Raw genomic sequence first — 24,645 nt, 5'->3', positions numbered from 1 at the left:
TGTTTTATAGTTAATAATTCTATTTAATTAATTGATTGTATTTCGTTGTTATCCGGAGCAGGGGCGGGGTTTAAAACCGCTTTTACCATGGGAACTTGCAACAGTTCGCGTTGTATGTTCTCACTGATTGATTCCACCGTTATTTGTTCAATAATCCGGTCGAACCCAGTTAAATACTCCCAGCTGTTTTCGTTGTTAAATAACTTGTTTCGGATACCGCCTGACCAATAAGTAATGCGCTGTTTATCAAGCTGCCAGTCTTTTAGTTGGTTTTGTTTTACATCGGCTAACTTCAATCCAAGATTTTCAGGATTCTGCGCCAGCAGCTTTAATTGTTCCATTGTGGTGGCTATCAAAGTATCCACGTCTTCCGGCTTACATGAAAAGCGAATGCTTGTTCTGCGTAAATCAGAAGGGTGTTTGGTTTGGCTCATTTGTACTCCAACGCTGTAGATCATTCCCATTTTTTCGCGTAAAACTTCCAGTAAACGGGCGCGGACAATCTCTTCTGTCATGTCGTTGAGGAGTTGGGTATGGTTGTAGTCGGTAATCTTTTTATTCGATTGAAACATAAGCGAAACGGTGGATTTCGCATTGTCTCCAACATTTTGGATCAAAGAGGTATCATTCGTAACTGTTTCCGAATAAGTATATTGATAGGTATTGTTTTCCGGCGTATTGCCCGGCAAGCTCCCTATGTATTTTTCGATATAGGGTTTTATTTCTTTTAACGAACAATCGCCGACAAATACAAAATGAAAACCTTGGGCAGAATTGTAATGTGATTGAAAAAGAGGCAATATCCGGTTTAACTGGAGTTCCTTTTCTAATCTGGTGTCAGTAACTGTTCGCGTTGTGTAGTTATCGCCATTTAGCAAAAGGCTGAAATCTTCATAGAAACGGGTAGTCGGAGTTTCATTCCGGGTTTGGTAAGTTTCTATGGCCTTACTTTTTGTTTGCTCAAAAATGGCTGTGTCAACGCGGGGCGAGGTCCATTTCAGGTATAGCAATTGAAACAGCAGTTCCAAATCTTCGATATTGGATTTGGCACCGATACCTACCCTCGATTTCTCAATGATAAAACGCGAAGAAACAGAGCTGCCTGCAAGGTAGCGGCTCAACTCCTGACGCGAAAAATCGCCGGCGCCGCTTAATCCAACTATGGAACCGGTATATAATCCGGAAACGTAATCAACGCTGTCGAGCGCATACAATCCACCTTTTCTAAAGGCGCTAAGCAAAATATCATCAGGAGATAAAGAAGAAGATTTGAACGTAACAACTGCCCCATTTGACAAGGTTAGCTGATCGGCATCAATTTCTTCCAGGTGTTTTGTCTTCACAACTTTTCCGGCTATCGGTTCTTTTTGCAGCAGACTTTCCGGCATTTCTACCGCATATTGATAAGGCTGAATGTTGCTCGTTCTGATGCTGTCAAAAATAGAGATCAAAGCAGTTTCTGATGGAATTTCATCTTTTGCCTTGTCAAAGGTGGTTATCAGGTAATGTGTTTTGTGAGGGGTATGCAAATGCTGAAGCTGATTACATAATTTCAGAGAGTCGATGGCATCGATGTATTTGAGGGCTAACTTATACTCGTCTTTTGCTGAAACAATTTTGTTGCCTACATAAAATTCACTGTAAACTTCATTTACTAATGCAGAGGACAGGCTCGGTTTTTTTGATTCCGCCTTGCGTTTCAGTCCGTTAATGTATATGGTTTTTGCTTTCTTGATTTCGCCCGAGGTAAAACCGTAGCGAAACATTTGCTCTGATGCGCTGGCAAAATCGATGATACCTGCTTTAATTTTTGTCGGCGTTAGTTCTACGCTACCCAGCAAGGCTCCTTTGGTATTTAAAAAGCTGCTGTATGAATAACTTGCATCCTTGTAAGCAGGGTTTGAAAAAGAGCGTTCGGCAAACCGTGCTTTTATGAGCTGGTTTAGCAAGGTGCGTTGCAAGTAAGCCGGATATTCTTTTTCGGTGATGACAGCAACAGGTTGTTCGAGCAACTGTATCACATTTAGTTCAACACCGTCCAGCGATTCGTGGCTGATGGTTTTTACTTCTACCTTGTCATAATCTGAAATAGGATGTTTGGGTAACACGCCATTTAAGGATGATGGCATGTGTGAGAAGTATTTTTTGATCGACTTTTTGACCTTCGCCACATCTACATCGCCGGCTACTGCCACTGCCATTATCGACGGGTCGTACCATTTTTGGTAGTAAGCCTGCAAATCTTCCAGCGGAAAGTTTTTGATCACTGCCGTATCGCCAATGGTCAGCCTCCGGCTGTAACGCGAATTGTTTAATAACTCCAGCAGAAAAGCGTTTTGTGCCTCGTACTTTGGCCCCACTTTTAGCAACCATTCCGAAAGTATAACCCCCCGTTCATCTTCCACTTCGGTACTGTCGAGCAAAAGTCCTCCGGCCCAGTCGGCCAGAATCATGATCGTACTGTCAACAAAAGCCGGATCGGTGGAGGGAAGCTGAAGTTTGTAAACAGTTTCGTTCATGGACGTGTGGGCATTTAAATCGGCGCCAAATTTTGCACCTTTTGATTCCAGAAATGCCGTGAGCGAATTTCCCGTGAAATGCCGGGTTCCGTTAAATGCCATGTGTTCCAGGAAATGAGCCAGTCCGCGTTGTTCTTCTTTTTCGAACAACGACCCTGACTTTATAAAAAGCCGGTAAACAGCTTCGCCTTCAGGCTTTTTATTGGGGTAAATGTAGTAGGTAAGGCCATTGTCGAGTGTTCCCTTAACAAGTTTTTTCGGAGGCTTTAATTCTTGGGCGGATGAAAAAACGCTGGAAACAAGTAGTATTATGAATAATAAAATAAAATTTCTCATTGGGTAATGTTGTATGCATTCTGCAGCATTGGGTGCTGCATGCCTTATTGTGTTGGTCGTTTGTTCTGTTTCTGAGTTAGTTGATTTTAGTGATGGTAAATGCGCGTTGGTTTTCATCTTTTCCAGGCAGTCCCATTGTTAGTCCCAGGCTGTTGCTTTCGATGCGAATGGTCAGCGAATTGTCTTTTTGTGGATCCAGCACATGTGATTTCCATCGGATGCGCACCGGCATATCGTAAATTCCGGGTAAAAAAGTTAACTCGCCGGATGTATTGACCAGTTCATAATCCACTCCTTGCTGCAAGCCTTCGCCGGTTGAAATGGAGTAAGTAACCGTTAGCTTCTCTGTTAGTGGCTTGGAACTTAAAAAGATTTTGTACTCGGCAACGTAATTGGCTTTTGACGAAACTGTTGTTGTGGAAATCTCGTCTTTCATAATGTGAATGAAAGCCTGATCATACGGTTTAAATTCATCTTTTCCACACGAGCAAAGTACTGAAATCAACAGGAATAAGAAGATATATTTTGATGTTTTCATAACGATGTTTTAATTGTAAGACGGGTTTTGTTCCATTGACGGGTTCGTGTCCATTTCTTTTTGCGGAATGGGCAATACAAAGAAATCACTTGGATATTGTATCTGTTTAACCGACGAATTTGTGTTGGCTGATCGGATCAGGTCCTGCTTCCGGCGGGTGATATCAAAAAACTGATGCCCTTCAAAGCAAAGTTCTTTGGTGCGCTCGTTTTCAATCGTTTTGACCAGCTGGTCGTATGTTTCGTCCAGCGTAATTTCAGTAACGTCCACTTGCAGGCCACGGGCAATTATTGTTTTTACATCAGCTGCTGCTTCGTCTAACTTATTTTTATGAAGGTAGGCTTCCGCGCGGTTCAGGTACATTTCAGAGCCACGCAGCACAAAGGGATCGTAATGCTTGTTTTCTTCCGATACATCGGCAGTTATGTAATATTTTTTGCAAACCGGCGAGTTGTTTTCTTTCGTTAATAGTTGCAAACGAATATCATTCTGATTCTGAAACAGGCTTATCAATGTATCCGCAGGTATGGCAAGAGGTGAAACCGGGGCATAAAATGTTGCCAGGGACGAACTTCTCAATGTGCCGTTTAGTCTAAAAATATTCTCGACGCCGGGCTCCAGCTCGTTGTACATTTTCAGGTAATCGTTGCCCAAAGAAAGAGGGAGTTTATCGATTACCTTCGACGAGAATTCAATTGCCTTGTCCCAGTTTTCCATGTAAAGATAAACCCTCGACAGTAGTCCGTAAACTGCATCGGGTGAAGCGTAGTAATCTTCGCGGGGCGAGGTTCCCTCGAAATATTGCAACGAGCTTTCAAGGTCTTTGATAATCTGTTCGTACACTTCCTTCACGGTTTTTCGCGGGAGGTTGGTATCGGCTCCCGGTGTTTTTAACACGATCGGGATGCCCACGTGTGTGGCATCGTCGGTGTAGTTGTACGGTTGTGCATAAACCCGGCACAGATCAAAATGTCCAAGTGCCCTTAAAAACAGGGCTTCGGCCATAATCCGGTTCAATTCAGTTTCCTGGGCCGGAAAATTCTTTACCAGAGCTGGCTGGTACTCAATAATGTTATTTGTATTTGCCAATGCTTCGAATATGTATCGCCAGATATATCCAACAGCCTCGGTTTCGTCGCCGGGAGCCGAAGTAAAATTGTACTGCTTAATCATATCGCCGCTTTCGGAAACTGAGCTAAGGTGAAGCATGTTTCCTGCCACTTCGGGGTATTTCAGAAAATCGGAACTGTAATAACTGTAATACAAAGCATAAGTTCCGGGCAGTGCTGCACGTATGCCTTCTACATCCGAAAACAGAACAGGGATGGTGGTTTGGCCAATGGGGTCAACCTCCAGAAAATCGCAGGCATTTATACTTGCTGCAATAAATGCGATGCTGATGTATTTTATTATTTTGTTTTTCATATGTATCTATTTTTTTCGAACATCATTGGAAATCCTTCTGATGTTGCTGGCTTGTTTCTTTTAAAACGTCAGGTTCAGGTTTACCGAATACATTTCTTCGAGCGGGAAACCACGCATTAACTGGCGGTACGAGTTTCTGGTTTTGCTGTCGTGGCGGGTCCAGATTCCCAGGTTGTCGCCGATTAAACTTATGCTGGCCCTTTCTATTCCTATTCTTTCCAGGTAGTGTTTGGGCATATCATAGGTAAGAGCGATGTTTTGCAGCCGCAGGTTGGTTTTTTCGTATAGGAAACGGGTTGAGTTCATGGCGGATTTTGTAGAAACACCCCAAATGGGTTTGGGATTGAGCGCCATGTCTCCCGGTTCCTTCCAATAATCCATCTGGTTAACCGATTGATTTTGCGACATGATGTTTAGCCCGTCAGAAACTACGTTACGGGCATAGGAACTAAATGCGTAGCCGCCTATTTCGAAATTGAATAACATTGACAGCGTGAAATTTTTGTAGCCCAAGGTATTGGTAAAACCACCGGTTAAATCGGGTGTGGATGATTTACCGGTTACCCGGTTGTCGTAACTGTAGGTTCGGGTAATATTCCCGTCTTTATCGTACCAGAGTGGCGCTCCGTCGCGCGGATCAACGCCTGCCCAGCGTACCAGGTAATAGGTGTCAATACCTTCGCCTTCTTTCCAAAGCTTCTCATTAACTGTTTTTACGATCCCGTCATATAATTTGAGCAGGATATTTTTGTTATGCGAAAGATTAATATTTGTACTCCAGTACAGATCTGTATTCTTTATCCAATCAAAGGAAAGAGTCGCTTCGTAACCCCTGTTTCTGATTTCACCGATATTACGGGTAATGCTGGTGCTTCCGGTCGTCCGGGATACATCCATCTTGCTTAAAAGATTGGTGGTTTTGTTGTTGTACCATTCTGCATCAATGTCCACAAAGTCAAATAGCCGTATTCTGAATCCGATATTTGCCATGTAGGTTGTTTCCCAGCTTAAAGTAGGTTGCGGTGTTCTTGTCATAACCGTTCCCTGTTCGTTGTAATAATTATACGAATCGCCGTAAGAATAAATACCAAGGGCTTCCTGACTTCCCAGGCGTGAATTTCCGTTTGTACCGTAACTTGCTTTCAGCTTCAGAAGGTCGATGATCTCGCTTTTAAAGAACTGTTCGTTATGGATGTTCCATGAATACCCCAGCGAGTAAAATTTGCCCCAGCGTACATCTTTCCCAAAAGAGGAGTTACCATCAGCGCGTGCATTAAAATTCAGGAAATGACGTTTGTCGAATGAGTAGGTAAGCTGCCCGAAGAAAGACATCGCCCGGTCAACATCGGCGCTACTGGAACCCTGCCGATCTATCGCATAAGAGACCTCTTTTATGTGGTCGTTTATAAAACCCGTGCCATAAGAGCTGGTGGAACGGTATTTTCTTGAATTGATTTCCATCCCCAGCAATGAAGAAACCGTGTGCTTACCAAATGTTTTCAAATAATTGAAACGATTGATGTTGGTAATAAACAGGGTATTCATGTGCGAGCGGTAGGCAATGCCAATGGGTGTGCCATCCGAATTCATCCCCGACCAGTTGCTGCGTGCCTTGTAAATATCCTCGAAACGACTTTGGTAGTCCATTCCCAATTGCGAAGTAAGTTTCAGTCCCTCCAATACCTGATAGGTCAGGATAAAGTTTGCGTTCGACATAAAAGCCCTCTGTCGGTAATCGTTCTGCTCTCGTTCCGCTACACTGTTAAAGAATTTTTTAGAGGTCCAATTCGGTTCGTCGTTAGCAGTTTTACCGTCAACGATTTTATTGTAAAGCCGATAAGTGCCATCCTGATTGTAGGGGGTGTAGATCGGAAGAAATTCATAATAATCCCGGCCCATGTTAAAAATATCGTCGACAGTGTATGTTGCGGATAAAATGAATGAAGTGGAAAGTTTATCCGTTACATATATTTCGTTGTTGGTACGGAAAGAGTACCGGTCGGTTTTGTTGCCCTTTATCGTTTGCTGTTCATTGTAGTAGCCTCCCGAAATATAAAAGGTTGACTTATTGCTTCCCCCCTGTAATGTGAGGTTCAGTAGCCTATTCTGTCCCAATTCAAAGAAAACATCGTTCCAGTCGGTCGAGGTTGAACTGTACTGGTTCATGTCGCTGTCCTGAAATGGAAAATACTTCATATCCAACCCAGCATTCTGGTAGGCAACTTTTGCCAGTTCCAGGTACTGGCTGCCATTCAGTGTTTTTACTTTGGAAGATTCATCAATTCTGGAGATACCATAGCGGGCGTTGACAGTTAACTGCGGAGGAAGGTCTTTTACACCCTTCTTGGTGGTAACAAGGATTACCCCGTTGGCCCCGTTGGCCCCGTAAATAGAAGTGGCGGACGCATCTTTTAGTACTGTAATGGATTCAATGTCTTCCGGATTTATTCCTGCCAGGGGAGACACGGATGTTTGTACGCCCGCAACCAGGTTGGTTTTGCCACCTGTATAAATGGGGGTGCCATCAATAATCCACAAGGGTTCGTTGGAGGCCGACAAAGATGCTGCTCCCCTGATACGGGTATTGTAGCGGGTACGGGTGGTTGCCGGAGAGTCGGTATTTGGTTCGATCTTTAGGCCGGGAACAATCCCATCCAGTAAGAGGTCTACACGGGTTGCTGGTCTCGATTTAATTTGTTCCGCATTTACCTGGTAAGCAGAGCCTACCATATCCGATTTCTTTTGCACCGTACCATAAGCTCCTTTTACGGTAATGTCGGCAATCGAAATCTCTTCTGTTTCCATTTTTACGTCGATGATTTCTCTGCTGCCAACCTGTATCTTTTGAGTTTTTAAGCCAATGAATGAAAACTCGAGGAAGGTTTCGGGAAGTAAACGGCCTTTTATTTCATATTTTCCGTTTACATCGGTAATTGTCCCCAGGTTGGTGCCTTTTATCCAAATGTTAACACCGGGGATGGGCAGCCCCGATTGATCGGTAACCGTACCTTTCACGGTATGTGCGTCTTGCCTCAATTTTGTCGGAATGGTTGCGTCAGCCGGTTTGGAAAGAATCACTATTTGCCGGTCGTGTACTTCGTAGTAATTGTTGGTGCCTGCAAAAATCTCATCCAGAATTTTGTTCAGCGATTCATTTTTGTACGTTGAATTTACCTTACGCTGAAGATCTACGTTATTCTCGCTGTACACAAAAATAAAGTCACTTTCGCGTTCTATTTGTCGAAAGATATCCTTCAATGTAATGTTGTTGGCATTTATATTGAACTTGGTTTGCTGCGAATAACTATCGGCAGCAACAGATGCCATTGCCAGGCAAATAAGCAGTGTCAATAATTTCATTTTCAATAAAAAATTTGAACCCCATGCGTTGGGGAACTTGTCCCATTTCCTCTTTTTTTTCATACTTTTATGAATTATCTATTTTTACCTTTTAGATAATGATTAACAGTTTGGTGGAGAATGAGGGCCTAATCTCGTTCTCCATCTTTATTATTTTTACTCTCCTTCTTTTGCTTCCGAAACGATTATTTTGTCGGCTTCAACACGATATTCGGTGTTGGTTACCTTGGCAAGAATCGATAATACATTCTCCAGCGATTCTTTTAATTCCAGCTTGCCACTTAAACGGTAACTGTTTTTAACAAGCTCAGTGTTGTATTCAAACTTCACGTTGTAAAACCTTTCCAGCTTGTGGGTTACATAAGTCAGGTCAACATCCGAGAATTCGTACCAGCCTTCCCTCCACGATGTATAGAGCTCCGGTTTGTTTGTTTTTTCCAGTGTAATATCCTTCCCTGCATTGTTGTATACCGCTTTTTGGCCTGGAGTCATATAGGTTTCCCTGCCAAGCAGCGATTTGTTTTTGATCAGCGAAATCTTGCCCTCCAGCAATACTGTTTCGGTATAATCATCGTTCCGGTAGGCGCTGATATTGAATTTTGTTCCATACACCTTCACATCGATGTTGTGGGTAGAAACGATAAATGGTTTGTCACTGTTTTTGGCTACCTCAAAATAGGCTTCTCCTTCGAGGTACACCTGGCGTGTTTTTTCGCTAAACTGAATTGGAAAAGCCAGCTGGCTTCCCGCATTTAGCCATACTTTGGTACCGTCGGCCAGCAAAAGACTGCTCTCTTCGCCATAAGGAACAATTATTTTGTTAAGTTCTTCTTTGGGAGACGTCTTTTCTGTTTCTGGCTTGGTGGCAACAATGCTGTCGTGGTTGATCTGAATAGCCTGTTTCCTTTCCAAAACAGTTAAAGCTGATTTGGCCTCGTTTAAGGCAATTTCGTCTCCATTGGAAAGAATTAGGGTCGACTTTAGTACTTCAGGTTTACCGCTTGAGTTGTTGCTTTCGAAAAACCATTCAGATTGCCGGTTATAACTCCAGTACCAGCTTCCGGCTACAACAAACAGCGAAATTACTGCCGCAGCAACAGCTCTGAACCGGAAAATTTTGCGGGGGGCTTTGTTCGCTGCATGGTAATTTTTGATGTTGCTCCATACATGGGCCTTCTTATTTTGATCAAGAGGGACGGTTGAAACCTCAAAAACTTCAATGATTCTTTTGGCCTGAATCATTTTGTTTTTCTCTTCCGGATGGTTATTCAGAAAACTGTTCCACGATATTTTGTCAGGCTTTAGTGCTTCCTGCACAAACTCCTGATCGTGTAATAAATCTTCGATAGAGAAACCGGAGTATTTCCTTTTATTTGACATTTTTTGCCTTTGTTTTATATCAATTAAAAGGCAATGAGATTTGTTTTGTGACAAAAAAGATTTAAAACTTTATCTTTTTTTTGAAAGACAGATAAAAAGTAAGGGAGCTAATTTTGAAGGGAGACTCTTCTTGAGTGATTGAATCGTTCTGGAAACCAATTGTCTGGCGGTATCGTACGAGATCGACATGAGCTCGCAGATCTCGGGATAATCAAAACCACAGGTGAATTTATAATACAAAATCTCTCTTTGTCTTTGATTTAGCTGATGGAGAGCTTCGGTAATCAGTTTGATCTTTTGGGCAGATTCTTCGTCCTGAATCATTTGTTCCTCAATCGAAAAAGATATATCAGGACTTATTTCTTCCTGGAAATCGGGCATTACTCCGTATTTTTTATTCTTTTCCAACGCTCTGATTAGTTTTCTCCTGAATGTTTTGAGAAGATATAATCTGATATTATCGGTTGATCCTAAGTTTTTACGGTTGCGAATCAAATCAAAAAAAATGTCCTGAATGGTATCCAATACAATATCTTCATCAGCCGTAAATTTTTTCCCGTAATTGAATAAAAAATCCACGTGACGATCATAAATTTCAGAAACGGCGTAATCTTTCCCTTTTTTGAAATTCTCCCACAGATTATAGTCCTCTCCCATAAAAGACACTTCAGAGGGATAAAGATAGAAATAGATTAGAACTGGGGAGGGGAACTTGAAAATGAGCGATTGTTAATTTCACATTTGATAATGAACGAAATAAAAGATCAGGTAACAATTGGTCGTACCGGTCTTTTTTTCCGCGCGTTGCAACACAATTAATAGTTTGATCCGGCTAAAAATAAAGAATATAAAAGCAAGCTGTTGAATATATTGTATCACAATCGTGTGTTTTTTTGGATGCTTAAGCTTATATTTGATAGGCATTCAGCTGTGATTTTCACAGCATTGCATACACCGTAAATCGGATAAGCTAAACCAACAATGACTAAAAAATATCCTTAAAGGTTATCGGTAGGAGGTGCATTTCTCCGCTTGTTTTGCCGGGCGGCAGAATCGCAGTGTTACGCAGGAAGTCAGCATTTATTCAGCAATATTCAGGTGCTAAGAACCAATAAATAAACCAAATAAAATCTAAGTCGATGAAACAAATTTTAGTATTACTTGCCGTCATTGTAATCGCAGGTCAGGTAAGTTCCCAAACCTCGTTCGATGGGTTGAATATGAACATGGGCAATATTTACCGTCTGTCAAATGCCGAGACAAGATCGATCAGTCCCGAGAATTTTACCGGGGAGAAAGGCAAGGGAGGCATGGCCTCGCCGGAAGATAAGGGGATCAGAAACAAAGCCAATGCTGCCGAGGTGGCACGCGACCTGGGGCAAGGCTGGAAGGTGAATCCGTTTATCATTATCAAACCGGGAGAGACCTTTACCCTGGCCGAAATTGACGGGCCGGGTTCCATCCAGCACATTTGGATGACGCCCACCGGTAACTGGAAATTCTCCATTATTCGCATGTATTGGGACGACGAGAAAGAACCTTCTGTTGAATGCCCGGTAGGCGATTTTTTTGCCATGGGCTGGAATGTTTATGCGCCGCTTTCGTCGCTGGCCGTTTGTGTAAATCCCGGTAGTGCTTTTAATTGCTACTGGCCGATGCCGTTTCGTAAAAAATGCAAAATAACCATGGAGAACATCAACGACAAGGATGAAATGAGGCTGTATTACCAAATCGATTATACTTTAACGGAAGTGCCTGATGATGCGGCTTACTTTCATGCCCAGTTCCGGCGCAGTAATCCGAATATGACGTCGGTTCATACCTTGCTTGATGGCGTAAAAGGACAAGGCCAGTACGTGGGAACTTACGTTGCGTGGGGTGTGAACAACAACGGCTGGTGGGGCGAAGGCGAGATCAAGTTTTTCATGGACGGCGACTCTGAATTTCCGACGATCTGCGGAACCGGTACCGAGGATTATTTTTGCGGGTCGTATAATTTCGACCGCGAGGGGCAATACCAAGAATTCTGCACTCCGTATGCAGGTTTGCATCAGGTGATCCGCCCTGATGGTACTTACAAATCGCAACAGCGTTTTGGTTTGTACCGCTGGCACATTCTCGACCCGATTCGCTTTAAGAAAGACCTGAAAGTAACGATCCAGGATCTGGGGTGGCGCCACGGACACCGTTATTTGCCTCAAAAATCGGATATAGCTTCAGTGAGTTACTGGTACCAGGCTGAGCCGCACGCCACTTTTCCCGAATTTCCTTCGTGGCAGGAACTGGAAGTAAATTAATGCTTGAATTATGCTACACTTTTTTAAATTCGCAATCATCTGGATTGGACTGGCGGGGCTGATTTCCTGTTCATTCAATTCGAATAGGAAAAACTCAAAAACGGATACAATGGAAAGTTTTGACAGAGGGACTTATGGCTATGATGTAGCTTTTTTTCAGAAAAATAACATCGACTACCTGGAATTGACCGTTAACGGCTCATCGGGGAAGGTTTTGATTGTTCCCAATCTTCAGGGAAGAGTGATGACTTCCACAGCTGAGGGTAACGGCGGGAAAAGTTTTGGATGGATCAATTACGATGTGTTTCAGTCGGGTGAACGCAGCGCTCAATTTAACCCCTTTGGTGGTGAGGAACGGCTTTGGCTGGGACCCGAAGGAGGGCCTTTCTCCATTTATTTTAAACCCGGAACCGAGCAGGTTTTTGCCAACTGGGTAGTGCCGAAAGAATTGGATACCGAACCTTTCAGAATAGTTGAGCAAGGGCTGAGCAAAGCGCTCTTTCAAAAAGAATTTTCGATCGAAAATGCTTCTGGAACGGTGATGGATATGGAGATTCAGCGTTCGGTGGAAATACTTTCAAAAGAACATACGGAGCAAGCTCTGGGTATGACCTTGAATGACGAATTGGGTTTTGTGGCTTTTGAATCGGTGAATAGCTTGTCAAACCTGGGAGCGAATGATTGGAGTTCCACCGACGGAGTTTTGTCGTTGTGGATGCTTTGCATGTTTAACCCATCGGAGCAGGGAGTGGTGTTTGTTCCCTACAAAACCGGAAGTGTTGAGGAGCTGGGAAAAATTGTGACCGATAACTATTTTGGTGAAGTTCCGGCAGACCGCTTGATCGTAAAAGAAGGCACCATTTTCTTTAAAGTTGACGGGAAATACCGAAGCAAAATAGGTGTTCCTCCCATGCGTGCGCTGCCGTATTGCGGGAGCTACGATCCGATCAGCAAAGTGCTGACCCTGCTGTGGTATTCGAATCCCGAAAAGCCCGGGAAGTATGTGAATTCGGTTTGGGGCGATCAGGATGACCCTTTGAGCGGGGATGTTGTAAACTCGTACAACGATGGGCCAACGGACGACGGTTCGGTAATGGGACCGTTTTATGAGATTGAAAGTTCATCGCCCGCGGCCATGTTAAAAGCGGGCGAGAAGTTGTCGCACACACAACGCATTTTTCATATTACCGGCGACGAAAAATACCTGAGTGAGATCACAGAATCGATGTTTAATCTTACAATTGAAGAGATAAAAGAAGCGTTTTAATACCGAATTTCAATCACCTACTATTGAACTAAACATGGAAAAACACCGCGTAATTCCGAAAGGCATTTTGTGGCCTTTTATTCTGCTTACATCGCTGTTTTTTGCGTGGGCAGTGCCCAATAACCTGACCGATACCATGCTGGCGGCTTTCAAGCGGATCATGAGCCTGAGCGACACCAAAACAGCCTGGATACAGGTAGCTTGTTACCTGATTGGCTATGGTTGTTTTGCCATTCCGGGAGCGTTGTTTATCAAAAGGTTTAGTTATAAGTCGGGGGTAATGCTTGGGCTGGGACTTTATGCGTCCGGCGCTTTTTTGTTTTATCCGGCCATGCTGATTGCAAACCAAAACATTGGCATCGGATTTTTCATGTTTCTCTTTGCCATTATTGTATTGTTTGCCGGGCTCTCGGTTTTGGAAACCTCCACAAATTCATATGTATATGCCATTGGGCCGGAAGAAACAGCCACACGTCGCCTCAATTTTGCCCAATCGTTCAATCCTTTTGGGGCCATTACCGGAGTGGTGATTAGCCAGGTGTTTGTGCTTTCGCAACTCAGTACACTCGGCCCGGCCGAACGAAGGGCACTTTCGGCTGAAGAACTGGCCAAAATACAAGGGGCGGAATTAAATGCGGTGACCACTACTTACCTGGCAGTAGGCTTTGTGATGGTAACAATTTTACTGATGATATTTGTAACCCGAATGCCCCATCTGAAAGAAGACGACAAGCGGCTGGATTTTGCAGGAACATTCCGCAGGCTGATAAAGAACCGGAATTATGTGTGGGGAGTGGTAGCCCAGTTTTTTTATGTGGGTGCGCAAATAGCGGTTTGGTCGTTTATCATCCGCTATGTAATGCAACAGCTGAATTTCGACGGCGTTGTGGCCGCTTTGGGAACGGGAGCAACAGCTGACCAAATCATTTATGCATTGCGGAATGTTGAGCCTGTGGCGGCCGGCTTTTACAACCTGGTCGATAAGATCGGCCTGGATCCTTTGTTGCCCCGAACACCGGAGCAGGCCGGTGCTACCTACTACATTATGTCGTTAGTATTGTTTGTTGCTGGCAGGTTTATTTGCACCTGGCTGATGCGCTTTTTTAGACCACGGGTAATGCTAACCGCACTTGGTTTGCTGGCTGCCTTACTTTGTATTATTGCCATTTACGGAAGTGGTTTTGCAGGCGTTTATGCTTTAATGGGTGTTTCGGGGTGCATGTCGTTGATGTTTCCGACCATTTACGGGCTGGGAATTACCGGATTGGGAGAGGACACAAAAATTGGAGGAGCCGGCATGGTTATGGCCATTGCCGGAGCGGCAGTGCTTACGCAAATACAGGGAATTGTTTCCGATCAGGCAGGAAGTATAAAACTGGCCTACTGGGTTCCTGCATTTGCATTTTTGGTGGTGGCTTTTTACGGGATTTTGGTTGGTGTAAAGAAAAAGACCAACTTCACTTAATGCTTCAGAAAAACAAAGGGTTAAAATTTATAGCAGAAAGGTCGTTGAAAATCAGCGGCCTTTTTTTGTCCTGTAGTTTCGTGCAAACGCTTTTTTTGAAAGAAACTTCTGATTCTGTAATGCTGGATGAAAAAAGACACGGTTCTTTTTAATTAAGTCCAATCAAACTGGTATAAGTCAGGCAATTGTTGTAAATTAAAGACAGTTTTGTGTTTATCTAGAACAGAAGTAAATAAAGTCAACCATTATGAAATCCCTGCAGGTAAAAACTTCCAGGCGCACGGATGCGTTACATTCGCCGGTTGTGCGCCAGTCAAAAGCAACATCTACTTATTCGGATAATCGTCCGGAAGCCGTGACGCAGCGAAAGCTCCACGAGATGACAAAGCATAGCCAGGATCATTCCGCCTCAGTTCAACTAAGGCAAATGCTTAATCCGCATGCAATTCAACGAATGGATGAGGAAGAAGAACTACTTCAGGGGAAATTCCTTACCGTGCAAAAAAAGGGATTGGAAGAGGAGGAACTGATGCAGGGAAAATTTGAACATTCTTCCATGGAAAACGATACCGGTTTGCCCGACAATCTAAAATCGGGGATCGAGAATCTGTCCGGATTTAGCATGGATGATGTAAAAGTGCATCGGAATTCTGATGAACCGGCCAAAGTGCAGGCGCACGCATTTGCGCAAGGCACAAATATTCATTTGGCACCCGGGCAGGAAAAACATTTGCCTCACGAAGCCTGGCATGTGGTTCAGCAAAAACAGGGAAGGGTAAAACCTACCTTTCAGATGAAAGGACAGGTGAATGTCAACGATGACCCCGGTCTTGAAACGGAAGCGGATGTGATGGGGACAAAAGCAAATACTAATTCAAGGCAATACCTGAAGCCATACGAATCATTGGCAAACGAATCCGGAAACGACATGGGTTTGGTAAAACAGCTTGTCGGGGACAGACATTATTGGGTGAAACCCGAGAATGGAACGTGGACTTATGTGGGGGCATTTAAAAGCCATGCTGAAGCAAATTCTTGGTGGGCTGCCAATAAATCAGCCTATCCCAATGGCTCTTTTAGCCAGGGAAATTCAAAAACCAAATTTAAATAGACGGTGTTCCCGTTCTTAAAAACGTAAAAATATGTCCACATATACAATGATCCCGCCGGGAAAAAAGAACAGTGCTTCGTTTCCCGGGCAAGCTTTAACAAAAGACACACAAAAATCAGAAACTTTGATTGCAGACAACCGTCCGGAGGTGCAGTTGCAGCGTCAAATAGGAACGATGGCAGGAAATCATGCGAAGTCAGGTTACGCGGTTCAGCTAAAAAGAATGACCCAAAATACAGTTCAACCTCAGGTGGATGCAACTTCGGAGAATCCCGCCCTTCATCCGGTGCAGGTGCAGAAGAAGCCTTTCTCCCAAAAACCAAAGCGTGTTGTTCAGTCGAACTCGAATACAATTCAACGGGCAGGACATGAGGAGGATTTGTGCTTTGTTGGCCGTTGGTTGGTAAAACGGGCTGACAGTACCGAGATAGCGCAATACCGGAGCGGGGAGACTCCTGCTATTGCGCCGGATTTTAACGGGCCTTTTTATACTGCGGAAGAAGCGTTGCAGTTCTTACTGGCGGATGGTGAAAATCCGGGCCAGGAGAAGATGGATAAAATCAATCTGATGGCACAGACCATGAGCGAAGGAGGAAAAGGGTTTATGATGTTGGCGAATGCGACAACGGGGATGGCAAATCCTAAAATGCGCGATCTAAAGATGGGCAAGCATACGGCCAGTGGGACAGATCAGGAAAGGCATGGTGTTAAGGGATTGGCGAAAGTTGCCAAGATTGTTCGCCATGATGCAATGGACTACTGGAGTGGTTCGTCGAAAATGGGTTTCCGGGACGAAGATCGCTGGAAGTTATCAAAGACAGGTGATAATACGGATGAGTTGCAGCAGATGCTGGACCGATCGGGTAAACCAACTCTTGCCCAGATATATCGGGATCTGGATACATTTCGGAATTGGCTGGATACAACGGATGTTGTTTATGTGGGAATGAGCCTTTTAATTGTTTCCGGTGAAAATTCGGGAAAAGCAGTGGCCATCGATTTTGAACACCCAATCAGAAGAGACGACCGATCGTTCGAGGAGCATAGAGACGGGATCATTCTGGGAGTTGATAATATAAAAAGGCTGGTAGAAGAATATTATAACAATTTTGAAGAACGAGCTATGGCAAGGGAGGCGGAAAGAAAACGGAGAGCAGAAGAGGATAGAGAAAAGCGAAAGAAAATGGTGAACGAAAGAGGAGGAGTCATGAGTGGAACGGGGGAAGGAAATCTGTCCATTGGCAACGAGGACTTGTAAAATAAATACCCATTTCTGGAATGTTGGCACCTTGAGTAAAGCGCTGTCCGGCAGTTCGAAAACAAAACCCTAAATAATATGAAATTGATCAACCCTTTTCTTTTGGCTGGCTTATTTGTCCTGCTGTCAGCCAGTGCCTGGTGTAATGGAGTTCTGCAACCTCCTGTAAGTGATAAACCCCTGGAAATGAGCGTAACCTTATTCATCAACAAGATTTTTAACATCAACTCGGTTGACGAGACCTATCAAATTGACGGTTACCTGGAGTTTGCCTGGCATGATGAGCGGGTACGGAACTTTGAAGGCAAGGAACTTACCAGCACCCTGATTTTTGAAAACGATGTGGCTGTTGAAGTAATGAATTCAACGATTTGGGTGCCGGCTTTCGAACTGATGAATATCCAGGGAAGTATTGAGATCCCGAATCGAAGTGTTGAACTGCATCCAAGCGGGAAAGTGATTTACGACATACGGTTCTTTGGCGCTTTCAGCACCGAAATGAATTTCAGAAGCTTCCCGTTTGATACGCAGGTTTTCGAGGTTGTACTGGAGCCATTTACTTTTGATGTGCGCTACATGGTTTTTAAGAAGCCTCGGATTCTTCCGGAATTGGAGAAGAAACCAAAATTGCTGAGTTCCTGGATCATTCAGGACATGAGAACCCGGCTTGAAAAAGATGTTTATGATAATCCGGAAGATCCTGAAAATCCAAAACTAACGTATTCAAAAGTGGTCTTTGAAATAAAGGCTGAGAGAATGACGGGGTATTACCTGTGGCAGGTACTTTTTCCTTTGTTTATTATCATTATGGCTTCGTTTGTTATTTTCTGGATTCATGATTTTAGCACCCAGCTAGGTGTCGGATTTACCTTAATGCTCACGGTGGTAGCCTTCAATTTTTATTCAGCTTCCATTTTGCCTCAGTTGCCGTACCAAACGTTTATCGAAACCATCATCATTGTTGGTTATGTCTTTATTTTTCTGGGGATTCTGGCGGTGATTGTCAACAGCCGGCTGTATGGTAAAACTGAAAAGTCGGAAAAAAGCCCCTTGTTGCGGATTTTGCGTTTTGTTTTTCCGGTGGCTTTCCTGGTGGCCATCTTTTCCCTGTATTTTCTGTTTCATAAAAGCAAATAAGGAGGCATCGGTTTAGGGGCGGTTCTTGGGAACGCTTTTCCCGCTTTTGTACCACGAGTGGATAAGCCAGCCCAGAATGGCTCCAAAAATCAGGGAAATGAACAGCAATCCAATATTTGAGCCTTCACTGGAAGCCCCGATCAGATCGATGGTAGGGGACAAATAGAACCAGCAACTTATTGTTAGTATAAAGAAAATGAAGGAAATTACCTGGATTACTTTTATGGCATTCAGTACTGATTTGCCTCCGATTTTGAATCGTTCGAGGTACATTGAAAGAAAGTAAAACAAGGCAATAACTCCCGCCGCCACGATCCAGCACCACCGAAAGATATGGGCATAAAAATCCCATCTAACAAACATCGAGTTGCAAACGAGAGAGTCTTTTAATTTGTTGCTGAGATGCTTGTCGGAAGACCTGGAATAAGGCTGCCAGGCATGCCACACAATCAGTGAATCGTGGTAAACAGCAACCGAGTCGGCATTGAATCTGCAATCGCAGGTAGTTGAATCATCAAGGTTCTCGTAATACTCCAGATCAACGGCAACCGCCCATTTAAAGTCCTCCCGAAATATTTTCAGGTATTGGCGCCAGGTAATATCCGGGAGTGTGTCGACTATACTGATTCTTTGATGGGTGAGAAGTGTATCGATTTCAACCAGGGCAGCACCCATTGCGTCCCAGAGTTCGGGTCGCCCATCGTCATAACCAAGGCCTCTGACAGCTACTCCGCCCAGGTTCTGGTCCAATGTCCACAAGTATTTTTCGTACAAACTTTGGGCATTGTCGTACCATATTTGCTGGTTTCTGTCAGGGCTCTCGCCGATGAGGTTCAGGTAGGCTGCCACTTGTTGCCGGTCGAATCCGGGAATAATACTTGTTCCCAACCGGTCAGTATTTAGGTACTTCTCAACCACAGTCTGGTAAGTCAAATTCTGAATGTTTGCATTTCTGAGTTTCCCTTCAAAGTCTTCAACATTCCATCCAATTCCCAGGTACGATAAGGTAACAATAAGTTTGGAGGAAGGAATTCCGCTGTTTTGGTAGCTATTGATGGTACTTTCAATCGATCGGTCGCCGTACTTTTTACTGGGGAAAAGCGGACTTAGCGCTCTTGAGATACCAATTCTTCCATTGAGCATTCTGTCGGTGAGAACATAGTAATAATCGACATAGGAATCCAGCGCATTGAAGTTGTAGGCACTGACCTTGTCAAGGCTGGCTTTGTCGGTGATAGAAGGTATCGAAAGCGAGACAACAAAAGAATTGTTGTTTTGCCTGAGGTGTGTGGCAAGCTGGCTCATGAAAGCAGTGAAATGCTGACTGTCGCTGATTGAAACATCCTCCAGGTAAAGGTTGATTCCTTTTAAATCATGGCGTTTGATGAGGGTGTCCAGTTCTGTGGTGAGCTTTTCCCAAGCTTGTTCATTATGCAGAAAACGGCTGATTTCACCCGGTAGTTTGCTGTAAACAGTCAGGTGAACATCGCAATTTGATGCGTGGGCATACTCAATTACTCCCTGCGGCCTTTCAAAATTTTCCAGGTAGTCGGGCCGGGCGCATTCGCCTGTTGCAGAAAGTTCATACCCGTATAAATTCAAAACCGACAGGTATTGGTAGGAATAACGCTGAAATTCCTGTTCCATCCAGGCATTGTGCCAACCGATGGTCTTTATCTTTTTGTGCAGTTTTAGCTCATATTCTTTGTAAAAAGTGGTATCGTTGCTAATTGTTGTATCACTGTATGTCTGATCTTCCCGACTGTTTTGCCAGTTTTTTATTGGCACCAGCAGCTTTTCAATTTCGTCGTTAAATTCCTGTTCTTCAGCGGTTGATTGCTCGTCGTTTGCCTGAATAACAGCAGAAAGAAGGGTTTTGAGCGAGTCTCGGGCTTCTTTTGAAGCTTGTTCATTTAAATCGGCCTTTTTAAAAATTGCCTGGATATCATTTTCGTTGAGTTTTCCTTGCTGGTCCAGGCTGTCGAGCTGAATGATAATCTGCTTAACCGTTGTACTGTCAATTTTCAATTCGCCCTTGTCAATCAGTTTGAGCATGTAGTTGTACACACGCTCTTTTTCGTTGCGGTTTCTGTTGTCCCTGAATTTGAAAGGTCTTAACACTTTTTGCAGAAGTCCCTTGGTCGTATCCTGAAAGCTGGTCGTATCCTGCAACTGTATCGTTGACGGAGAAATGGTTTGCTGAGCATGCAAAGTTTTTCCAAAAGTCAGCAGCAGAAACATCAGGAAAAGGATGCCAAAGTTTCGCTTCAATGTATGGGTATGTGCTACGATTTTGTTCACGTTTTTCTGTTCAGTATTTATAAATTTCAAATCCAGTCAACATGGATCGGCTTATCCATCCACGCTAATTTTATCGTATTAAACTTCCATGGAATAGTTTGCATCAGTACATCCACTCCTTTTTTCTCTACTTTTAGCTGGTAGAAATCTTCGTTAAAAGAGAGCATGCCTTCCCGTTGCAGAAAAGTTTCCTGGATTCCTTCGGGCGTTGAGTTGCTGACTTTTTCCCAGTTGTGAATCATTCCGAAAAGCAGGCTTTGTGCAGTCGTTTTTTCTTCGGTGCTTAGTTCTTCAACCGGGTCTAGATGTTTTTCCGCAGGTATTCCGGCTAGCAATTTATTGAGTACGAGTTCGTATTCCGGAAAGCCGGTGTCGTTAAACACAAGATACTGCAACAGGTAAACCGCCCTGTTTTGGTATTCTTCGCTCACGAACCTGCCTTGTTCTGTGTATTGCAGCGATTCGAACAAGCGCGACATAAAAGGCCATCCCAGTACAAGACCCGAATTGCTAATTCTTGTAGTTACCCCTGAAATTGAATCACTTGTCTCCATTTTATCGTGGATAATTGTTTGTCCATTTTTAATTGTATGAGATGCTTCGTCAGGTAAAAGACGCAGCAACTCGGCCGGGAACACAACATTTTTGGATGCCCCGTATTGTTTAACCCTGGCATAAACGCTGCTCAGGATATTTTTCCAATCGACGGATCTTTGGGTTTCCTGTAAAAAAGCGAGCAACCTGTTGTGAAATAAGCGGGTGGAGGCCGATGAATTTTGTGTAAAGTAACGAAGCGAGAATTTGTACACTGATTCGCGCCAGACGACGGGCGTTATTTCTCTGAAATAAAAAAATGGTGTCAACGACAGGTACTCGCTTAGCAGGGTTTTTACTTCGGAACGTTGATCGGGCCAGTGGGAAATTAATTCGCTGTCACCCATGGAATAAAGCCCCTTGCGAAGCAGGTTTTCGTCGGTACGCGCTGCAAGTAAAAAGTCTTTCGCATTTCTTGTTAATGCATTTGCTTTATTTATTTGTTCCTCTGTGTCTTGTGTTTCGGAGAACTGTTCTTTTTGGGTTTTCTTTTGCACTTGCTCCCAGGCCTCTGATAAACGCGGATGTTTGTAAACAATGCTTTCAAAGTTTTGAATGAAAAGGGGAGACACGTTTTGGCTAAGCGAAGCAAAAATTTGCTCGTCCTTATCCAGTGTCAGCAAATGTTCTGCAAAGTCTGAAGAAGATTCCTGCCAGATACTATTCAATTCGAAAAGAAGTTCCGTTGCCGATGCCACGCCGGACCACCAGGGCAGATGATTGGCATGCGAATAGAAACGCAAAACAGAGAGATAAAAGTCTGTTTTTTCGGCGAGGGTTTTCTCCGGCGAAACAATGGTTGGGTTTTCATCCTTACTGTTTTTCGCAGGTTGAATTTGTTCTGCTGCGTACCAAAGTTTTACCAGGTTTTGTATTTCGGAGTTGTGCGAATCCTGCAGTTGTTTTAGAATGCTAAAGAAGTGTTCCTCGCGGTGATGCGTCTTTAATTGTTCAAACAGGAAATACGTGTAAGTTTTGCCAAGTTCAGAAGATGTAACCGGGAGCTCATTTTCAACCAGAAAAAAGGCAAATTTTAGCTGAATGGACTTCCATGTTTGCGACGCTATTCTTGCTTCCGGCGTACTTAATCCAAACTCATAAAGTGCTTCTAAAAGGGTATTTATTTTTTTGTTGGAAAACTTTAGCTGCCTGATTAACTCCAGTCCTTTTTCACTTGCCACCAGCTTGCCAACAAGCGACCTGTCTTGCTCTGCCCGGAAAATTAATGCGCTAAATTCGCTTTCTGACAGTTCCCCGGGTTTCTCCGTATTGGATGTTGGAGCATCTGTTTTATTCATCAACGAATCTGCCCAATGAGCCTGGACTGTATATTGCATCACGTATTCTTTTACCCGGAAATCGGACCAGATACGCTCCTCCATTTTCGTCCAAAGTTTTTCATCCAGGTTTAGTTTGAAAAAGCGGTGCAGCTTTGTAAGTTGATTCGGATATTGAAGCAGGCAATCAATAAAATGAGAGGGAAACGCGATGCTTGAAACTGCCATTTCTTCACTAAGCTTCTTGTTGTCAGGAGTCTTTTGGATGAATGTGTTTAGCTGTGCGATAAGAAGTTCAAAGCGGTGATTGAAATAGCTTTTCATTCTTTCTGAAACAGGTTTAGGCCCTTCGATTGGGGATGTGTCGTAACGACTGTAGATCATGCTCTTTTTTAGCAAATCGATCAGGTATTTTTCAGCCTGTTTGTCGCTTGTTTTTGCGAATAAAGCAGGTACAATTTTAATTGTGAAGGCCTCCGGATCTTTTGATTCACTACTTTCTTCCATTGCCGCAATAAACAGTTTTGCAAGGAAAACCGGGTCTAAAAGAAGGGAATTCTGTTTTGCTCCCGAGTGTTTGGAAAGCTCGCTGATGATCTGTGTAAACGCTTTATTTTCCTTTGGAAAGAAACGACTTAGGTAGCTTTGTAGCGTAGTGGCTGTGTGGGTATCTATCAGGCTAAACAGGTTTAGGTTGGCATCTTCTGAAGTTTTGTTCAACCGGATCACCTTCGCCAGTAGGTCATCGTTTTTTTCGCATAAAATCATCAATGCCTGTTGGAGGTCGTTTCGTGTTAAGGCCTCAAACCCTTCCGGTAAATACCCTTGTTGGAGGTAAATTCCCAAAATCTTCCGGTAGTAAACCAGTAAATAGTTTTCCGGCTTCTCGACGATGGACTTTTGTTTCGATTGAGGCCGCTCGTTGCTTGCTTCACTCTTATCGGAAGACAGAATTTTTGCATCATCGCGGAAAATAGCTACTTCGCGTAACGCCTTTGCCCACTTAATGGAACTAAATTTTTCGTCGCGGAAGAATTCCTGAAAAGAACTGTTCTTTGTGAGTTCAGGAAGGTCTGCATCTGTTTGCAAAAGGAGGCGGACAACAAATTTTTCCTGTTTTTTGGGATGGTACCCGGTCTCGGAAAGGTATTTCAACGTATTCAATACGAGATGATTGAATTTGATCTTTGTATCAAAATCTTTGACGGTTTTTTGATAAAGGCGATGCAACAGCCCAGTTATACTTTCGGCCTGCTCTTTTTCCAGTAAGCGGAGAAGCAGGTGTGTGCTTCGTTCATCCAGTTTTGTCCCGAGAATTTTGTTGTTTTCGGGGTTTTGCAAGATGGAAACCAATTGACCGCGCAGCCAGCTTGTATCATGGTTTATATACGTTCCGTTGTGTAAAATATGAATCAGCTCCGGTACCGATAACTGTTTTTGTTCCCGAAACTCGTTTTCTGTCGCAATGGTATTTGTCCCTGTTTTGCTGGCTTCCTCTAAAGAATGCGTCTTATTTTTTCTGATCTGCTCAAAAGCTTCGAAGATCAGCCTTTCATCCTGATCCTTAAACTTACTGGCCGGCAAGCCGGTAACTGTCAAAGAAGAGGATTGAACCGATTTGCGGAGCCAGTCTTTCAGCACGGATTCAATAAATCTTTGGCGCGAAAAGCCCGGACTGCGGTTGTTTCGCAGGTAATGAAAAATAGAAGCCATAAGCGTGCCGTACAACTCCTTTTGGCTGTGGTTGACCTTTAAATGCTCGGCAAAATCAAGCAGCCTGGGAACCAGTTTTTCAATCCACACTGCATTGGCGGGCTCCAGCAGAACCACCACTTTGTTTAAGTTTTGGGGGCTTAGGTGGTGAATCAGGCGCAGAATTTTGTTTCTGCCGGATTTGTGGTTTAACAGAACTTCGGACAGTTCTTTGGGATGCGAGCCAACGAGTTCGGCCAAAAGATCGTTGATGGATGGATTGTTGGCCAGTGAATAAGGGAAAAATCCGTTTTGCAGGAAAAAATCAAGGGCATACAGCAAGGCATTATCCGAAGTCAGCTTCTTTGTTTTGCTGCCATTTTTGAAACTACCTTTGAAGTCAATCAACTGGCTGAAGTTGAGTGATTTTTCGAGCTCGGCCCGAATGCGTTGCCCCAATACGTTTCTTAGTTCTTTTTCGGGTATTTCACCGATGTGGATCTCCAGTTTCGAAAGTTCGATGTTAATTCCGGCCGGAATACTCGCCGAAACTGCAGCTTCCATTTCCGGTAAAACGTGCGAATGAAAAATGGATTCAATCAGCTGGTTACAGCGAATGGCCATTGCTTTGTTTTTGTATTCCAGCTGAATGGACGAATTATGGATGATATGTTCCGAATTCCCCATT

At 43.7% G+C, this 24,645-nt stretch carries 14 protein-coding genes; 6 read left to right on the top strand and 8 right to left on the bottom strand.

Annotation, left to right across the window (positions count from 1 at the left end; all coding sequences use genetic code 11):
• Nucleotides 1-23: 23 nt before the first annotated feature.
• The 6 genes from INQ51_RS10465 to INQ51_RS10440 form a co-directional block, all read right to left on the bottom strand.
• Nucleotides 24-2,855: a M16 family metallopeptidase gene (locus INQ51_RS10465; RefSeq protein WP_233377920.1), complete on the bottom strand. Its 2,832-nt coding sequence runs from the start codon at nt 2,853-2,855 to the stop codon at nt 24-26.
• 76 nt (nt 2,856-2,931) lie between these two features.
• The gene (locus INQ51_RS10460; RefSeq protein ID WP_233377919.1) at nt 2,932-3,393 is read right to left on the bottom strand and encodes a hypothetical protein; all 462 of its coding nucleotides are present in this window, start codon (nt 3,391-3,393) and stop codon (nt 2,932-2,934) included.
• 9 nt (nt 3,394-3,402) lie between these two features.
• A complete protein-coding gene (locus INQ51_RS10455) occupies nt 3,403-4,818 on the bottom strand; it encodes a RagB/SusD family nutrient uptake outer membrane protein (protein ID WP_233377918.1) in 1,416 nt (471 codons plus the stop codon).
• 60 nt (nt 4,819-4,878) lie between these two features.
• On the bottom strand, nt 4,879-8,178 hold the full coding sequence (locus tag INQ51_RS10450; protein ID WP_233377917.1) for a SusC/RagA family TonB-linked outer membrane protein: 3,300 nt from the start codon (nt 8,176-8,178) through the stop codon (nt 4,879-4,881).
• A 156-nt stretch (nt 8,179-8,334) separates the two neighbouring features.
• Nucleotides 8,335-9,558 (bottom strand): FecR family protein, encoded by a 1,224-nt coding sequence (locus INQ51_RS10445; protein WP_233377916.1) that lies wholly within the window; start codon nt 9,556-9,558, stop codon nt 8,335-8,337.
• A 69-nt stretch (nt 9,559-9,627) separates the two neighbouring features.
• Entirely contained in the window at nt 9,628-10,215 is a 588-nt protein-coding gene (locus INQ51_RS10440) for an RNA polymerase sigma factor (protein WP_233377915.1), read from the bottom strand.
• 482 nt (nt 10,216-10,697) lie between these two features.
• Here INQ51_RS10440 and INQ51_RS10435 point away from each other — a divergent pair, with 482 nt between their 5' ends.
• The 6 genes from INQ51_RS10435 (at nt 10,698) to INQ51_RS10410 (ending at nt 18,093) form a co-directional block, all read left to right on the top strand.
• Complete coding sequence (locus tag INQ51_RS10435; RefSeq protein ID WP_233377914.1) at nt 10,698-11,855, top strand: glycoside hydrolase family 172 protein; 1,158 nt, start codon at nt 10,698-10,700, stop codon at nt 11,853-11,855.
• A gap of 109 nt (nt 11,856-11,964) precedes the next feature.
• Nucleotides 11,965-13,122: a DUF6786 family protein gene (locus tag INQ51_RS10430; protein ID WP_233377913.1), complete on the top strand. Its 1,158-nt coding sequence runs from the start codon at nt 11,965-11,967 to the stop codon at nt 13,120-13,122.
• A 34-nt stretch (nt 13,123-13,156) separates the two neighbouring features.
• On the top strand, nt 13,157-14,587 hold the full coding sequence (gene fucP, locus INQ51_RS10425; protein WP_233377912.1) for an L-fucose:H+ symporter permease: 1,431 nt from the start codon (nt 13,157-13,159) through the stop codon (nt 14,585-14,587).
• A gap of 247 nt (nt 14,588-14,834) precedes the next feature.
• Entirely contained in the window at nt 14,835-15,698 is an 864-nt protein-coding gene (locus INQ51_RS10420; protein ID WP_233377911.1) for a DUF4157 domain-containing protein, read from the top strand.
• A gap of 31 nt (nt 15,699-15,729) precedes the next feature.
• Nucleotides 15,730-16,956, top strand: a complete 1,227-nt coding sequence (locus tag INQ51_RS10415; protein WP_233377910.1) for an inositol polyphosphate kinase family protein — start codon at nt 15,730-15,732, stop codon at nt 16,954-16,956.
• A 78-nt stretch (nt 16,957-17,034) separates the two neighbouring features.
• Nucleotides 17,035-18,093, top strand: coding sequence for a hypothetical protein (locus INQ51_RS10410; protein WP_233377909.1), 1,059 nt, complete (start codon nt 17,035-17,037; stop codon nt 18,091-18,093).
• 12 nt (nt 18,094-18,105) lie between these two features.
• Here INQ51_RS10410 and INQ51_RS10405 read toward each other — a convergent pair whose 3' ends face one another.
• Both INQ51_RS10405 and INQ51_RS10400 read right to left on the bottom strand, forming a co-directional pair.
• Nucleotides 18,106-20,394, bottom strand: a complete 2,289-nt coding sequence (locus tag INQ51_RS10405; RefSeq protein ID WP_233377908.1) for a glycosyl hydrolase family 18 protein — start codon at nt 20,392-20,394, stop codon at nt 18,106-18,108.
• 26 nt (nt 20,395-20,420) lie between these two features.
• Nucleotides 20,421-24,644 carry a contractile injection system tape measure protein gene (locus INQ51_RS10400; RefSeq protein WP_233377907.1) on the bottom strand — a complete coding sequence of 1,408 codons (4,224 nt, stop codon included), beginning with the start codon at nt 24,642-24,644 and terminating at the stop codon, nt 20,421-20,423.
• Between the last annotated feature and the right edge of the window lies 1 nt (nt 24,645).

The sequence above is a fragment of the Maribellus sp. CM-23 genome (assembly GCF_021354595.1).
Taxonomy (GTDB): Bacteria; Bacteroidota; Bacteroidia; order Bacteroidales; family Prolixibacteraceae; genus Draconibacterium.
The sequence above is the reverse complement of the archived record's forward strand: the minus strand, read 5'-3'. Positions and strand labels throughout refer to the sequence as shown.